This is a genomic window from Microbacterium sp. STRO-2N (assembly GCF_057747775.1).
In genome coordinates this window covers 687,500-702,361 of record NZ_CM173223.1, presented here as the reverse complement: position 1 = coordinate 702,361, position 14,862 = coordinate 687,500, and the positions used below count along the sequence as shown (strand labels likewise).

Here is a 14,862-nt window from a genome sequence, read left to right as displayed (position 1 = left end):
ACCGGGCCTAGACTTGTCCCTCGTGAGTCAACGCGTTCTCGTCCAGCAGCTGCAGGGTCTCTCCGACGGACCCGTCTCGGTGTCCGGATGGGTCGAGACCGTTCGCGATCAGAAGAAGGTGCAGTTCGTCATCCTGCGGGACGAGACGGGCGCCGTGCAGCTGGTCAACCCGGCCACGCGCGAGCTGCCCGACGACGCAACTGCCGAGGCCGAGGCATCCCTCGCCCTCACCAGCACCATCTCGGAGCTCGCCACCGGCACGTTCCTCACCGTGCACGGCGAGCTCAAGCACGACGAGCGCGTCAAGCTCGGCGGCGTCGAGATCAAGATCGGCTCGCTCGAGATCGCTGCCGCCGCACTCCCCGAGACGCCCATCGCCGCCGACTCCGGTCTCGACAAGCGCATGGACTGGCGCTTCCTCGATCTCCGTCAGCGCCGCAACAACCTCATCTTCCGCGTGCAGACCACGCTCGAGCACGCGATGCGCTCGTACTGGATCGAGCGCGACTACATCGAAGTGCACTCGCCGAAGCTCATGGCCTCGGCCTCCGAGTCGAACGCCGAGCTGTTCTCGCTGGAGTACTTCGGCGACCAGACCGCGTACCTCGCGCAGTCGCCGCAGTTCTTCAAGCAGATGGCGCAGGTCGCCGGCTTCGGCAAGATCTTCGAGATCGCGCCGGCCTTCCGCGCAGACCCCTCGTTCACGAGCCGCCACGCCACCGAGTTCACCTCGATCGACGCCGAGATCAGCTGGATCGACTCGCACGAAGACGTCGCGCGCATGCAGGAGGAGCTGCTGGCCACCGCCATCGCCGCCGTCAAGGCGAAGCACGGCGCCGAGATCGAGGAGCTGTTCGGCATCGAGGTTCAGGTGCCGGCGATCCCGTTCCCGCGCATCCCGCTCGCCGAGGCGCGCGAGATCGTCAAGAGCCGCGGCTACGACATCCCTCGCACCGACGGCGACCTCGACCCCGAGGGCGAGCGTCAGATCTCGGCCCATGTCGAGGAGACCTACGGCCACCAGTTCGTCTTCATCACCGACTACCACCCCGAGATCCGCGCGTTCTACCACATGCGCGACGAGGAGACCGGGCTCACCAAGAGCTACGACCTCCTGTTCAAGGGCGTCGAGATCACGACGGGCGCGCAGCGCGAGCACCGCGTCGACGTGCTCATCGAGCAGGCGAAGGAGAAGGGGCTCGAACCCGAGCACCTCGACTTCTACCTCGACTTCTTCCGCTACGGCGCCCCGCCCCACGGCGGGTTCGGCATGGGTCTCGCCCGTCTGCTGATGCTGCTGCTTGGGCAGGACTCGATCCGCGAGGTCACTTATCTCTTCAGAGGCCCCACGCGCCTCGCCCCCTGACCTCTCTTCAGAGGCCCCACGCGCCTCGCGCTGACGCTGCGCTCAGGCGGGGTCCGATGGTCGGGCTGAGGTGCGAAAACACCAGTCCGTGACGTGACACGCCGGGCTGAGGCATCCGTCACCGGCGTGTCACCGTATTCGACTGGTGTTTTCGCGGCCCGAGGCCGGAAGCGCCGGCGGATGCCCCGGCTCAGACGGAGAGTGCAGCGCGCAGCCGGTCCGGCGACACGCGCCAGTGGCCGTGCAGCTCGCCGTCGATCAGCACGACCGGGATCTTCTCCCACCACTGCGCATAGAGCGCAGGATCGTCGGCGATCGAGAGCTCCTCGACCTCGACCGCGTCTTCGGGAAGCTCGGCGACGACGGTCTCGACGACCTCGCGGGCCACGTCACAGAGGTGGCAGTCGGGCTTGCCGATGAGCGTGAGGGTCGTCACGCGGCGCCCTCGACCGGGTACCCTGCGGCGATCCACTCGTCGGTGCCGCCGTCGACGTTCGTCGCGTCGTAGCCGCGCGCGACGAGCGCCTCGACGACGCGCCCCGAGCGTCCGCCGACTTTGCAGATGACATCGAACGCGCCGTCGGGGAGTTCGCCGAGCCGTTCGCCGATGACCGACATCGGCAGGTTCACGGCCCCGGGAACGTGCCCCGACTCGAACTCCCACTCCTCGCGCACGTCGATGAGCGGGGTTCCGGCACGCTCTCGCAGGTCGTGGACGGTGATGGACTTCATGATCCGCCTCTCCGGGGGAACGGCGCGCGCACCCGAACACGAAGCGCCCCCTTCGACCGGGTGCCGCGCCTGAGAAGGCGGGCGCCGGTCGGGGGACGCTTGGTGCGGATGCCGCTTACTTCTTGTTGCGGCGCTGGTGGCGAGTCTTGCGAAGCAGCTTGCGGTGCTTCTTCTTCGCCATGCGCTTGCGGCGCTTCTTGATGACAGAACCCACGGAAAACCTCACTATGTCGGGGTCTGGACGCGTGTGCGCGCCCGGGAACCGGCAGATTTCGAAAAATGCCTCGGATCAGTCTAGCCGACGTCGGCGATCGGCCGTTGCAGAGCCTCGGTCACCGCGGACTCGGGCACGCGATAGCTGCGGCCGAACCGGACCGCCGGGAGCTCGCCGGAGTGCACGAGCCGATAGACCGTCATCTTCGAGACGCGCATCAGCTCGGCGACCTCGGCGACGGTGAGGAAGCGCACGTCCGGCAATTCCGCCATGTCCATCCCCTTCCCCAGAAGTGCTGTCCACACTCTAGGACCGGCGAGGGGCGCGTGTAAACCTGTGTGGCCTGTGAGACACCTGGTACGGACGCGTCAGGCTTCCCCGCGAAGGCGCGCGCGGCGCTCGCGGGCGTCGCGAGCGACTTGGCGTTCGATCTTGCGGGCGTCCCGCAGCGCCTTCTCGGCCTCGCGCACCGCTTTGCGCGCCTCGCGGAACTTCTTGTCGTCGACGATGTCGGCGTCCTCCAGCCGCACCCACGGCTCCCGCTGCGGAGTGCGGCCCTGGGCGACGGCATCCATGTATGCCGCGACGCCGTCCAGGCTCCGGTCGAGCCCGAACTCGAACGGGTCGGACTCGTCGAGGAACACCCCTGCGTCGATCGCGGCGCGCAGGTGGGGGTACGCGTCTTCGGTGATGAGCGCGCGGTACATCGCGTCCTCGCGCACGGTGATGTCGCCGCCGCTGAGTCCGCCGTCCCGTTCGGCGCGCTGATACCCGGCGAGGACGATACCCGTCCATCTCGCCGCACCCGTGACCAGCAGCAGCACCGAGAGCCGCTCCTCGTGGCTGAGCGGGGTGTCGGCGAGGGCGGCGAGTCCGGCATCCATCCATGCGGCGCTGTTGGGCGTGGCGGGTGAGCCGGTGATCGGCACCTCGAGCACCCAGGGGTGCTCGATGTAGTGCTGCACCTGCTGGCGGTAGAGCGCCGTGAGACGCTCGCGCCAATCGCCGGCAGCGAGGGTCTCCTCCGACGGCAGTCCGGTCGCCTCCTCCTGCATGAGGAGGATCAGGTCGTCCTTCGCGGTGACGTAGCGGTAGAGCGACATCGGCGTGAAGCCCAGCTTGGCGGCGACAGCGGCCATCGACACGGCGCCCAGGCCCTCGGCATCGGCGATCTCGACGGCCGCCTCGACGATGCGTTCGACGCTCATCTCGCGCTTGGGGCCGCGCTGGGGATTGGCGGCCACGCCCCACGCGAGGGCGATGCCGCGCGGGAGCTCGGGTTCGACGACGTCGGTCATTCCGTCAGTCTAGGACTGTTTATTACGTAAACAGTGTGTTACCGTCATAAACAGTTACTGGCGTAAACAGTTTCTGTTGTACACACATCGACTCATGAAGGGATGCCTCGATGAGCAGTCGCCCCACTCCACCGGCCGTCGAGGTCCGTGGCCTCCGCAAGGGCTTCGGACACCACACCGTGCTGGACGGCCTCGATCTCACCGTCGAGCGCGGCGAGGTCTTCGCCCTCCTCGGCCCGAACGGCGCCGGCAAGACCACCACGATCAACATCGTCACGACCCTCGTGCGGCCCGACGCCGGCACGGCGGCGGTCGCCGGCATCGACGTCGTTCGTGCACCGGAGCAGGTGAAGCAGCGCATCAGCCTCACCGGCCAGTCGGCCGCGGTCGACGACGTCCTCACCGGCACCGAGAACCTCGTGATGCTCGCCCGCCTCTCGGGCCTGCCGAAGCGTGCCGCCCGCGTACGCGCCGCCGAGCTGCTCGAGCGCTTCGCATTGACGGATGCCGGAGCCAAGCGCGTCGGCACGTACTCCGGTGGCATGCGGCGCCGGCTCGACCTCGCGCTCAGCTTCGTCGTGACGCCCGAGGTGCTCTTCCTCGACGAGCCCACGACAGGACTCGACACACGCAGCCGCCGCGAGCTGTGGGACGTCATCCGCTCGCTCGCGGACGCGGGCACGACCGTGTTCCTCACCACGCAGTACCTCGAGGAGGCCGACCAGCTCGCCGACCGCATCGCGGTGCTCGACGGCGGACGCGTCGTGGCGAGCGGAACCCCCTCCGCACTGAAGGCGCGCGTCGGCGGCGACGCCGTCGAGCTGCACGACGCCCACGGCGATCTGCTGCGCGAGGTACCCACCGACGGCACCGTGACCGGGCTCCGCCGCGCGCTGGACGTGCTCGACGAGTCCGGCGCCGAAGGCGTCGTGACGCTGCGGCGCCCGAGCCTGGACGACGTGTTCCTGGCCCTCACCTCATCCGACGGCCGCGGCGGCCGCGCCGGCGCGCGCGATGCCCAGGCCTCCGCTCTGAAGGAGATCGCATGACCACCATGACCGCACCCAACGCCGCCCCGGCGCTGCGCCCGCGCATCTCGGGCCTCACCGCCGAGAGCGTCTTCGTCGGCCGGAGCCTGCGGCACTCGATGCGCGACGGCGAGTCCCTGCTGATGGCGATCCTGCTCCCGGTGATGCTCATGCTGATGTTCACGTGGGTGTTCGGCGGAGCGATCGATCCATCCGGCGACTACGTGAACTACGTCGTGCCCGGCGTGATCCTCACGTGCGCCGGATTCGGCGCGGCGTCGACGGCCGTGTACGTCGCCGGCGACATGAAGGCCGGCATCATCGACCGGTTCCGCACCATGCCGCTGCGCGCGAGCGCCGTGCTCACCGGCCACGTCGTGGCGAGCCTGATCCGCAACCTCTTCGCCACGGCGATCGTCATCGGGGTCGCGCTGCTCGTCGGGTTCCGCCCGACCGCGGACGTGTGGGGCTGGATCGGCGCCGTCGCCGTCATCGCGCTGTGGATCCTCGCGATCACGTACCTGTTCGCAGCCATCGGGCTCGCTTCGGGCAGCCCCGAAGGCGCGAACGGGTACGGCTTCATCATCCTGTTCCTGCCGTACCTGTCGAGCGCCTACGTCCCGGTCTCGACGATGCCGGAGTGGCTTCAGGGCGTCGCCGAGTACCAGCCCGTGACTCCGCTGATCGAGACGATCCGCGGACTCCTCATGGGGACGTCCGTCGCCGACACGGCGGTGTGGGCGGTCGCCTGGTGCGTCGGCATCCTCGTGGTGTCGTTCGTCTGGGGCGCCTGGCTGTTCCGCCGCAAGGCCGGACGGCGCTGACTTCCCTCATCGAGCGAGACGAAAACGCGCCGGGCCTGCGTACGACGTGGGCTCGGCGCGTTTCGTCGCGCTCGCCGTTCCTGCGTCTGTCGAAGGGCGCTCGCTCAGCGACCGGGAAGCTTCTTGAGGGCGTTCTCGAGGGCGTGCTTGGCGGATGCCGCGGCACGGCCGACCACCTCGGCCGCATGCGCCGCGGAATCGGGGAGCGACACCGGGACGGCGACCCCTTCGTCGGTCGCGCCGTCCAGGAACGGCACGAGCCAGTCGTCGACTTCGTCGAGAGGCGCGGCCGACAGGCTGTAGTAGCGGTGCTGCCCCTCCTCGCGCACCGACACGAGGTGTGCGTCGCGCAGAACCTTCAGGTGCTTCGAGACGGTGGGCTGGCTGGCGCCCAGCTCGTGCACGATGTGCGACACGCTCGTGCCGCGTTCTCCGGCGGTGGACCGGTCGAGCAGGAATCGCAGGATGTCGCGACGCGTGCCGTCCGCGATCACGTCGAAGATGTCCGCCATGTGCTCAGATTAGTCGGGACCCTTGCGGAGTACCATGACTCGGGTCTGTCAAACGAAGGGGGCGACGCATGGCGACGGACCCGGCTGGGTCGCTCATGCGGCGCGTGCCCTCGGCGCTGCGGGAGGCGTGGGACGGACTGCGCAACCTGACGACGACGTCACCGGCGCGATTCGCCGTCCTCGTCTTCGTGTCGCTGATCCTGCTCTTCACCGCGCTGCTGTCGCTGCCGGCCGCCTCGATGGACGGGCGGCGCCTGCCGCTCGCCGATGCGATGTTCACGGCGGTCTCGACGATCTGCGTCACGGGACTGTCGACCGTCGACGTCGCGACGACGTTCTCGCCGTTCGGCAAGGTCGTGATCTTCATCGGCGTGAACATCGGCGGCATGGGCGTGCTGACGCTGGCGTCGATCCTCGGCCTGGTGATCTCGAAGCGCCTCGGTCTGCGGGCGAAGCTCATCGCGGCCAGCGACACCAACCCGCTGCGCAGCCACGGCGGACCGGTGAACGAGGGCCAGACGGTGCGCCTCGGCGAGGTGGGCCAGCTGCTGCGCACGGTCGCCCTCTCGACGCTGCTCATCGAGGGCGTGGTCGCGGTCGCACTCTATCCGTCGCTGGTGCTGGCCGGCATCGGCCCCCTCGAAGCGCTGTGGGAGGCGCCGTTCTACGCGGCGATGGCGTTCACCAACACCGGATTCACCCCGAACCCGGGCGGCCTCGAGCCGTTCGCCGACGACTACGTGCTGCTGACGATCCTCATGATCGCGGTGTTCCTAGGAAGCATCGGCTTCCCCGTGATCTACGCCCTCTTCAAGCACTACTGGCACGTGCGCCGGTGGCCGCTGCACACGAAGCTCACGATCATCACCACGGTGCTGCTGTTCTTCGCGGGCGCGGCCGCCTTCCTCGCACTCGAGTACAACAACCCGAAGACCTTCGGATCGATGGACGCGTGGGACACGACGTTCCAGGCGTTCTTCCTGTCCGCGATGACGAGGTCGGGCGGGTTCGCCGTGGTCGACATCGGCGAGCTGTACGGCTCGTCGCTGATCGTCGGGTGCATGCTCATGTTCGTCGGCGGCGGCTCGGCGTCGACGGCCGGCGGCATCAAGGTCACGACGCTGGCCGTGCTCGCGCTGGCCGTGTGGTCCGAGGCGAAGGGCCGTCAGTCGGTCGAGGCGTTCGGCCGGCGCATCCCCAGCGATGTCCAGCGCGTCGCGCTGTCGGTCGTCGCGTGGGGCGCGACGATCGTCGCGCTGTCGACGATCGTCATCGCGCAGATCAGCCAGGAGCCCATCGCCGACGTGCTGTTCGACGTGATCTCGGCGTTCGGCACCGTGGGCCTCTCGACCGGTCTCACGGCGGAGCTCACCGACCCCGCGGTCTATGTCATGGCCCTGACGATCTTCATGGGCCGCATTGGTACAGTGACACTCGCCGCGGCCGTGGCCGCGACATCCCGTTCGCAGCTCTACTCGCTGCCCGTGGAAAGGCCCATCGTTGGTTGAGCGGATCAGAAGCGACGCCCCTGTCCTGGTGATCGGACTGGGGCGCTTCGGCGCGGCCTGTGCGGGAGAGCTCGATCGGCTCGATCGGGAGGTGCTCGCGATCGACGAGAACCTCGAGCTGGTGCAGAAGTGGTCGGAGCGGGTGACCCACACCGTGCAGTCCGACGCGCGCAACATCGACGCGCTCCGGCAGATCGGCGCCCAGGACTTCCAGGTCGCGGTGGTGGCGGTGGGCTCGTCGATCGAGGCATCCGTCCTCATCACGGCCAACCTCGTCGACCTGAAGGTGCCGCAGATCTGGGCGAAGGCGGTCTCGCAGTCGCACGGCAAGATCCTCGCCCGCGTGGGCGCGAACCACGTCATCTACCCCGAACGCGAGGCCGGCGAGCGCGTCGCGCATCTCGTGAGCGGGCGCATGCTCGACTTCATCCGCTTCGACGACGACTTCGCACTCGCCAAGCTCTACCCGCCGAAGTTCATCCGCGGGGTCGGCCTCAACGAATCCGGCGTCCGCACGAAGTACAACGTCACGGTGGTGGGCGTGAAGAGCCCGGGCAAGCCGTTCCGCTACGCCGAGGCCAACACGGTCGTCACCAACCACGACCTCATCATCGTGTCGGGCACGAACTCCGACATCGAGCGCTTCGCCGCCCTCGACCGCTGAGGCTAGACGCCGGAAGCCAGCTCCCTCGCCCGCGCGAGCGCCGCGTCGGTGGCACGCGCGAAGACGTCGTCGAGGCGGGCCTCGTGCAGCACCGCGACGGCCCGCTCCGTGGTGCCCTTCGGACTCGTCACCCGGCGGCGGAGCTCGGCGGGGTCGTCACCGGATGCCTCGAGCAGCGCGGCGGCGCCGATGAAGGTCTGCTCGGCCATGAGCCGCGCCTCGGCCTCGCCGAACCCCTTGCCGATGGCGGCCTTGGTGAACTCCTCCACGACGAGGAAGAAGTACGCCGGCCCGGAGCCCGAGATGGTCGACAGCGCGTCGATCTGCGACTCCGGAACCTCGACGACCGTGCCCACGGTCTCGAACAGGCGCCGCACCACCGCGACCGCGGCGGCGTCCGCGCCGGTGCCTGCGGCCAGCCCGGTGACCCCGCGGCCGACGAGCGACGGCGTGTTCGGCATCGATCGCAGCACCACGGCGCCGGGACCGAGGATCTGCTCGAACGTCGCGATGGTGACACCGGCCGCGAGGCTCACGACGATCGTTCCCGGTCGCAGTGCGTGCCGGATCTCGCGCAGCAGGTCGGGCACCATGGCCGGCTTCACGCCGATGAGGACGACGTCCGCGCGGGCCGCGGCATCCGTGTTCCCGTCCGGCGCGTCTTCGAGAGCGACGCTCGTCACGCCGTCGAGGCCCGCGAGCTCGGCCGCCTTCGCCGCCGAGCGGTTGGTCGCCGTCACCCCCGCGCTCGCGAGGCCGGAGCGAGCCACGCCCCGCGCGATCGCACCGCCCATCGAGCCTGCGCCGAGGATCGCGATGGATGGGAGCGGAGCGTTCGTCTCAGGCATGCCGCTCATCTTACGAGCGGCTCAGTAATTCGTACTTGACTTATATAAGCACCGGTGCAAGTATCAATCCATGCACGCGCTCGACATCCTCGGCGACCCGGTCCGCCGACGCATCCTCGAACTCCTCGCGGAGGGCGAGCGCAGCGCCGGCGAGATCGGCGATGTCGTGCAGCGCGAGTTCGGCATCTCGCAACCCGCCGTGTCGCAGCACCTGCGCGTGCTGCGGGAGTCCGGCTTCGCCACCGTGCGCCCCGAGGGCACCCGCCGGCTGTACGCGATCGACCCCGAGCCGCTCGAGACGGCGGCTTCGTGGTTCGACCCGTTCCGCCGCTTCTGGCAGCCGCACCTCGACGCGCTGGGAACCGAGCTCGCCCGCGGACGACGCGCGCGACGGCTCGCCGCGGAGGCGGCCGAGGCGGCCCAGACGGATGCCGCACCCTCCCCCGAAGACCCATCCGACCCCGACGAACCAGAGGAGAACTGACATGGTCGATGTGAATGCCCAGGTCGACGCCGTGACGCGCAGCGTCGACACCGTGGAGCTGGACGGCGAGGAGTCGTACGTCCAGACGCTCGCACAGGAGTACCCCAGCCCGATCGACGATGTGTGGGACGCCGTCACCAACCCCGAGAGGATCCCCCGGTGGTTCCTTCCGGTCAGCGGCGATCTGCGGCTCGGCGGGCGCTACCAGCTCGAGGGCAACGCGGGCGGCGAGGTGCTCGAGTGCGCACCGCCGGCAGGCGGCGCGGCGCAGTACCGGATCACGTGGGAGTACGGCGGCGGCGCGAGCTGGGTCGTGGTGCGGCTCGCCTCGGTCGGTGCCGACGCGACCCGCCTCGAACTCGAGCACACCGCCCGCGCGGCCGACGTGCCGCCCGGGTTCTGGGAGCAGTTCGGACCGGGCGCGACCGGCGTCGGCTGGGACGGCGGCCTGCTCGGCCTCGCCCTGCATCTCGCGGGCAGCGGCGACCTGACCCCCGAGACCAGCGAGGCGTGGGCGATCTCGGAAGAGGGCAAGGCATTCCACCGCGCCGCGGCCACGGCGTGGGGCCGCGCGCACGCGGAGAGCGGCGCCGACCCCGACGCGGCGAAGCGTGCCGCCGACAACACCTACGCGTTCTACACCGGCCAGGCCGCCGTGGAGATGCCCGACGCGTGACCGAAGGCCGCCTCGCGCGGTCGTTTCCTGCTCGCGCACCCGTTCACACGGCCGCGCGAGCAGGAAACGGCCGCGCGCGCGTGCCGGGGCCTCCGCTCCTGAACCTGAAAGGTCGTTCACATCGCGCCCCGAGCGGTCTATGCTCGGAGCAGCGGGGGCGACGCGGCTCCCGCGTCGATCCTGGAGGCACCCCGAATGACCCTCTTCGACGGCATCACCGCCCGACTCGTCGAAACCCCGCGCCTCGCGGTCAACGTGCTCGAGCGCGCGGGCGACTCGGCCGCGACACCACCCGAGCGCACCGTGGTGTTCGTCCACGGCAACGTCTCGTCATCCCTCTTCTGGCAGGAGACGATGCTCGACCTGCCGTCGGACCTGCGCGTGCTCGCGATCGACCTGCGCGGCTTCGGCGGGACCGAGCACGTTCCGATCGACGCGACCCGCGGCGTCCGCGACTTCAGCGATGACGTGCACGCCACGCTCGAGGCGCTCGGCATCCCGACGGCGCACTTCGTGGGCTGGTCGATGGGCGGCGGCGTCATCATGCAGTACGCGATCGACCACGCGGCGCTGAGCCTGACCCTTCAGGCGCCGGTCTCACCGTACGGATTCGGCGGCACCCGGCGCGACGGCAGTCGCCTCACCGATGACGACGCCGGATGCGGCGGTGGCGGCGCCAATCCCGACTTCGTGCAGCGACTGACCGACCGCGACACCTCGGCCGACGCCCCGACATCACCGCGGAGCGTGTTCCGCTCGGGCTACGTCGCGGCGGGCTACGAGACCGCGCACGAGGACGTGTGGGTCGAGTCGATGCTGACGACCTCCACCGCCACCGGCAACTACCCCGGCGACTCCGTGGCCAGCGAGAGCTGGCCGGGCTTCGGCGCCGGAACCGTCGGCGTCCTCAACACGATGACGCCGGGGCATTTCGACGTCTCGGGCATCGTCGACCTCGCCGACAAGCCCGCGATCCTGTGGGTGCACGGCACTGCCGACGCGATCGTGTCGGACTCGTCGTTCTACGACCTCAACAACCTCGGCAAGCTCGGGGTCATCCCGGGCTGGCCGGGCGACGACGTCGCGCCGCCGCAGGAGATGGTGTCGCAGACCCGCGACGTGCTCGCGCGCTACGCCGACGCCGGCGGCCAGGTCCGCGAGCTCGCCCTCGAGGGCGCAGGCCACTCGCCGCACCTGGAGCGCCCGGTCGAGTTCCGTCACGCGCTGCTCGAAGTGATCGGCTACGTCGGCCACCCGCAGAACCCCTCGCCGCCCACCGAGGCCATCATCATCCGGTCGTCCGACTGACGCTCCGGCGGTCTCAGCGACCGGGTGCCGGCCCTGCGACCGGGTGCCGGCTCACCCACCAGGAGTGGCCGCGGAACGTCAACGCGGATCCGTAGACTCGACGCATGAGTGCTTCCGGCGGCGGCAAGGCGATCATCGCAGCGTTCCTGGCGAACATGGGCATCGCGATCGCGAAGTTCATCGCATGGTTCATCTCGGGCTCGGCCTCGATGCTCGCGGAGGCGATCCACTCGGTCGCGGACTCCGGCAATCAGCTGCTCCTGCTGCTCGGCGGCCGGCGGGCCAAGCGTGCGGCCGATCGCGAGCACCCGTTCGGCTACGGCCGCGAGCGCTACGTGTACGCGTTCGTCGTCTCGATCATCCTGTTCTCGGTCGGCGGCCTGTTCTCGATCTACGAAGGCATCGACAAGCTCACCCATCCGCACGAGCTCGAGAACGTGTGGATCCCGATCGCGGTGCTCCTGATCGCGATCGTGCTCGAGTCGTTCTCGCTGCGCACCGCGATCCGCGAGAGCAACCACGTGCGCACGAAGGGGCAGTCGTGGGTGTCGTTCGTCCGGCACGCGAAGGCGCCCGAGCTGCCGGTCGTGCTGCTCGAAGACATCGCGGCGCTCCTCGGTCTCGTGTTCGCGCTCATCGCCGTGAGCCTGACGGCGATCACGCACAACCCCTTCTTCGACGCGATCGGCACGCTCCTGATCGGCACGCTGCTGATCCTGGTCGCGATCACGCTCGGCATCGAGACGAAGAGCCTCCTCGTCGGGGAGGGGGCGACGGATGCCGATCGCGAGCGCATCGTCGACGCCATCAACGACGGACCCGAGGTCGAGAAGCTCATCCACATCAAGACGCTGTACCTCGGCCCCGATGAGCTCCTCGTCGCCGCCAAACTGGGGTTCTCGTCGGACTCGCCGCTCGTGCACGTCGCGTCCGACATCGACCGCATCGAGGCGCGGATCCGGGCGGCGGTTCCGACGGCGCGCGTGATCTACCTGGAACCCGACATCTATCGTCCGGGCGCCGACCGGACTCCCCCGACGGAGGAGTTCGTCATCAAGTCCACCGACTGACCCTTCGACAAGCTCAGGGACCCGCCGCTTCGATCGGCCCGGAGACCCGAGGTCCCGGTCGCTGAGCCTGTCGAAGCGCCATCACGATGGAAGGAATCGCATGGAGTACTGCCTGTTCACCGAGCCGCAGCAGGGGGCGAGCTACGACGATCAGCTGGCGTTCGCCCAGACCGGCGAGCTGCTCGGATTCGACGGCTACTTCCGCTCCGACCACTACCTGCGCATGGGAGACGGCGACGGGCTGCCGGGGCCGACCGACGCCTGGACGACGCTCGCCGGCCTCGCCCGCGAGACGTCGCGCATCCGGCTCGGCACGCTCGTCTCGTCCGTCACGTACCGGGTGCCGGGGCTCCTCGCGATCCAGGTCGCCCAGGTCGACGCGATGTCGGGCGGGCGGGCCGAGCTCGGCCTCGGCACCGGGTGGTTCGAGCGCGAGCACCGGGCGTACGGCATTCCGTTCCCCGAGAAGCGGTTCGACCTCCTCGAGGAGCAGCTCGAGCTCGTCACCGGACTGTGGGCGACGCCCGTCGGCGAGTCGTACAGCTTCGCCGGCGCGCACTACGAGCTGACGGATGCCCCGGCTCTCCCCAAGCCCGTCCAGTCACGGCTTCCCGTGATCGTGGGCGGCGCCGGGCCGAGGCGCACGCCCGAACTCGCGGCGCGGTACGCGACCGAGTTCAACATCGGCTTCCAGCCCGAGGACGTGATCGCCGAGAAGTTTGCGGGCGTGCGCGCCGCGTGCGAACGCGTGGGCCGCGACCCCCGGTCGCTCAAGCTGTCGGTCGCGCTGCCGACGCTGGCCGGGGCATCCGAGGCCGAGCTCGACCGGCGCGCCGCGAACATCGGACGTACCGTCTCGGAGCTGCGGGGCGACACGAACATCGTGGGAGGACGCGACGAGATCGTCGCGAAGGTCGAGCGGCTCGTGGCCCTCGGCGCGCAGCGGGTGTACTTCCAGCTCATGGACCTGCAGGACGTCGCACACGTCGAGTACCTGGGCACCGAGGTGCTGCCCCACCTGCCTCGCTGACTCAGACGGGCAGCCGGTAGGAGGGAAGACCGCGGCGGCGGATGAGCCACTCCGCGAACACGAGGTTGGGCAGCCACGCGAGGAAGGGCACCGCGGCGTACGCGTTCGCGAACGCGCTCTCCATGTCCCACGGCTGCCCGAACAGGAGCGGGGCCAGCAGCAGCAGTGGCAGCCAGATCCGCAGCGTCACGGCCGAGTACGTGAGGGCGTAGTTGCGGATCATCCACGCGCGGTGACTCGGAACGTCGTGGCGGCGGATCGCGCGGTACGCGCGCCACCCCGTGATGAGCCACAGCACGGCGAGCGCCCCGAACCCGAACAGCCCCACGTAGCCGGCGCGGCTCGACGGAGCGATGATCAGTCCCGCGACCGCTCCGACGGCGACGCCGAGCAGGTAGGTGCGTCCGAGCCAGCGGTGCACGCGCGGCAGCCGGTCGCGCAGGCGGCGCCAGAACTGCAGCGGGCCCACTGCGAGCGCCACGGCGCCGCCGACGATGTGAGCGTAGAACGCGCCCTGCACGAGCGGGCCGGCGTCGGCATACGTCGACGCGAGCCCCACACCGTCGTCCGCGAGCGTGCTCAGAGACGCCGTGAGGTACGGCGTGACAGCGTACGCCACGATCGCGAGCGCCGTGAGCAGGACGAAGGTCCAGCCGATGCGGGACCGGATGCCACCCGGCCGCGCCACGGCCGGCGCGGTGCGTACCGGTTCGATGAGGCGGGTCACGCGAGTCACGCTAGGCCTGGCGCCTCACCGCCCGGGAGGGTGCAGGCCCCCCGCTTCCGCGGTGGCTGCCCCCCGCGGAAGTCTCAGCGGCGTGCGTCGAAGAAGTCCCGCAGGAGGGCGGATGCCTCGGCCTCGCGCACGCCCGGAACCACCTCGGCGCGATACGGCAGGCGCCGATCGCGCACGACGTCGTACACAGACCCCGAGGCGCCGGCCTTCTCGTCCCACGCCCCGAAGACGAGTCGTGAGATGCGAGACTGCAGCACGGCCCCTGCGCACATGACGCACGGTTCGAGGGTCACCACCAGCGTGCAGCCGTCGAGGTTCCATGAGCCGATCGCGGCCGCCGCCTCACGGAGCGCGACCACCTCGGCATGCGCGGTCGGGTCGTGCGTGACCTCGCGCAGGTTGCGACCCTCGCCGATCACCGACCCTGCGGCATCCGTCACCACCGCGCCCACCGGCACATCCCCCGCCGCTCCCGCTGCGGCGGCGAGCGCGAGCGCGCGCTCCATCGCTGCGAGGTCGGCGGGGTCGAGGTTCACAGCACGAGCGTAGTCTCCGCCCCGGCGC

At 69.8% G+C, this 14,862-nt stretch carries 19 protein-coding genes; 10 read left to right on the top strand and 9 right to left on the bottom strand.

Translation table 11 applies throughout. The annotated features are described in order from the left end of the window. The first annotated feature begins 22 nt into the window (after positions 1-22). Positions 23-1,366: an aspartate--tRNA(Asn) ligase gene (gene aspS / locus AC3ANN_RS03005; protein WP_488339535.1), complete on the top strand. Its 1,344-nt coding sequence runs from the start codon at positions 23-25 to the stop codon at positions 1,364-1,366. 190 nt (positions 1,367-1,556) lie between these two features. Here the strand turns inward: aspS and AC3ANN_RS03000 are convergent, their stop codons facing one another. The 5 genes from AC3ANN_RS03000 to AC3ANN_RS02980 form a co-directional block, all read right to left on the bottom strand. Next, the gene (locus AC3ANN_RS03000; RefSeq protein WP_488339534.1) at positions 1,557-1,802 is read right to left on the bottom strand and encodes a glutaredoxin family protein; all 246 of its coding nucleotides are present in this window, start codon (positions 1,800-1,802) and stop codon (positions 1,557-1,559) included. After that, a complete protein-coding gene (locus tag AC3ANN_RS02995) occupies positions 1,799-2,098 on the bottom strand; it encodes a rhodanese-like domain-containing protein (protein WP_488339533.1) in 300 nt (99 codons plus the stop codon). The genes AC3ANN_RS03000 and AC3ANN_RS02995 overlap by 4 nt, the downstream gene beginning before the upstream one ends. A gap of 115 nt (positions 2,099-2,213) precedes the next feature. Then, the gene (locus AC3ANN_RS02990; protein WP_003792170.1) at positions 2,214-2,312 is read right to left on the bottom strand and encodes a 30S ribosomal protein bS22; all 99 of its coding nucleotides are present in this window, start codon (positions 2,310-2,312) and stop codon (positions 2,214-2,216) included. 80 nt (positions 2,313-2,392) lie between these two features. Continuing rightward, the gene (locus AC3ANN_RS02985; protein WP_019182077.1) at positions 2,393-2,584 is read right to left on the bottom strand and encodes a helix-turn-helix domain-containing protein; all 192 of its coding nucleotides are present in this window, start codon (positions 2,582-2,584) and stop codon (positions 2,393-2,395) included. 96 nt (positions 2,585-2,680) lie between these two features. Continuing rightward, complete coding sequence (locus AC3ANN_RS02980; RefSeq protein WP_488339532.1) at positions 2,681-3,610, bottom strand: TetR/AcrR family transcriptional regulator; 930 nt, start codon at positions 3,608-3,610, stop codon at positions 2,681-2,683. Positions 3,611-3,720: 110 nt separating this feature from the next. Here AC3ANN_RS02980 and AC3ANN_RS02975 point away from each other — a divergent pair, with 110 nt between their 5' ends. Beyond that, a complete protein-coding gene (locus tag AC3ANN_RS02975) occupies positions 3,721-4,659 on the top strand; it encodes an ATP-binding cassette domain-containing protein (protein WP_488339531.1) in 939 nt (312 codons plus the stop codon). Next, complete coding sequence (locus AC3ANN_RS02970) at positions 4,656-5,462, top strand: ABC transporter permease (RefSeq protein ID WP_488339530.1); 807 nt, start codon at positions 4,656-4,658, stop codon at positions 5,460-5,462. Before AC3ANN_RS02975 ends, AC3ANN_RS02970 begins: the two co-directional genes overlap by 4 nt. Positions 5,463-5,566: 104 nt before the next feature. Here AC3ANN_RS02970 and AC3ANN_RS02965 read toward each other — a convergent pair whose 3' ends face one another. Continuing rightward, on the bottom strand, positions 5,567-5,974 hold the full coding sequence (locus AC3ANN_RS02965; RefSeq protein ID WP_488339529.1) for an ArsR/SmtB family transcription factor: 408 nt from the start codon (positions 5,972-5,974) through the stop codon (positions 5,567-5,569). A 68-nt stretch (positions 5,975-6,042) separates the two neighbouring features. Here AC3ANN_RS02965 and AC3ANN_RS02960 point away from each other — a divergent pair, with 68 nt between their 5' ends. Together AC3ANN_RS02960 and AC3ANN_RS02955 are read left to right on the top strand one after the other, a co-directional pair. Continuing rightward, a complete protein-coding gene (locus tag AC3ANN_RS02960) occupies positions 6,043-7,482 on the top strand; it encodes a TrkH family potassium uptake protein (protein ID WP_488339528.1) in 1,440 nt (479 codons plus the stop codon). Then, positions 7,475-8,146, top strand: coding sequence for a potassium channel family protein (locus AC3ANN_RS02955; RefSeq protein WP_488339527.1), 672 nt, complete (start codon positions 7,475-7,477; stop codon positions 8,144-8,146). The genes AC3ANN_RS02960 and AC3ANN_RS02955 overlap by 8 nt, the downstream gene beginning before the upstream one ends. Positions 8,147-8,148: 2 nt before the next feature. On the opposite strand, the gene proC is transcribed toward AC3ANN_RS02955, so the two are convergent. Next, complete coding sequence (gene proC / locus AC3ANN_RS02950; RefSeq protein ID WP_488339526.1) at positions 8,149-8,994, bottom strand: pyrroline-5-carboxylate reductase; 846 nt, start codon at positions 8,992-8,994, stop codon at positions 8,149-8,151. A 70-nt stretch (positions 8,995-9,064) separates the two neighbouring features. Here proC and AC3ANN_RS02945 point away from each other — a divergent pair, with 70 nt between their 5' ends. From AC3ANN_RS02945 to AC3ANN_RS02925, 5 genes are all read left to right on the top strand, one after another. Further along, the gene (locus AC3ANN_RS02945) at positions 9,065-9,478 is read left to right on the top strand and encodes an ArsR/SmtB family transcription factor (RefSeq protein ID WP_488339525.1); all 414 of its coding nucleotides are present in this window, start codon (positions 9,065-9,067) and stop codon (positions 9,476-9,478) included. A gap of 1 nt (position 9,479) precedes the next feature. Next, the gene (locus tag AC3ANN_RS02940; protein WP_488339524.1) at positions 9,480-10,154 is read left to right on the top strand and encodes an SRPBCC domain-containing protein; all 675 of its coding nucleotides are present in this window, start codon (positions 9,480-9,482) and stop codon (positions 10,152-10,154) included. 195 nt (positions 10,155-10,349) lie between these two features. Then, entirely contained in the window at positions 10,350-11,462 is a 1,113-nt protein-coding gene (locus AC3ANN_RS02935; protein WP_488339523.1) for an alpha/beta fold hydrolase, read from the top strand. Between the two features lie 104 nt (positions 11,463-11,566). Next, positions 11,567-12,532 carry a cation diffusion facilitator family transporter gene (locus tag AC3ANN_RS02930; RefSeq protein ID WP_488339522.1) on the top strand — a complete coding sequence of 322 codons (966 nt, stop codon included), beginning with the start codon at positions 11,567-11,569 and terminating at the stop codon, positions 12,530-12,532. 100 nt (positions 12,533-12,632) lie between these two features. Then, positions 12,633-13,562: an LLM class F420-dependent oxidoreductase gene (locus tag AC3ANN_RS02925; protein ID WP_488339521.1), complete on the top strand. Its 930-nt coding sequence runs from the start codon at positions 12,633-12,635 to the stop codon at positions 13,560-13,562. A 1-nt stretch (position 13,563) separates the two neighbouring features. Here AC3ANN_RS02925 and AC3ANN_RS02920 read toward each other — a convergent pair whose 3' ends face one another. Continuing rightward, positions 13,564-14,289 (bottom strand): DUF2306 domain-containing protein, encoded by a 726-nt coding sequence (locus AC3ANN_RS02920; protein WP_488339520.1) that lies wholly within the window; start codon positions 14,287-14,289, stop codon positions 13,564-13,566. An 83-nt stretch (positions 14,290-14,372) separates the two neighbouring features. Continuing rightward, positions 14,373-14,804, bottom strand: a complete 432-nt coding sequence (locus AC3ANN_RS02915) for a nucleoside deaminase (protein WP_488340895.1) — start codon at positions 14,802-14,804, stop codon at positions 14,373-14,375. Positions 14,805-14,862: the final 58 nt, after the last annotated feature.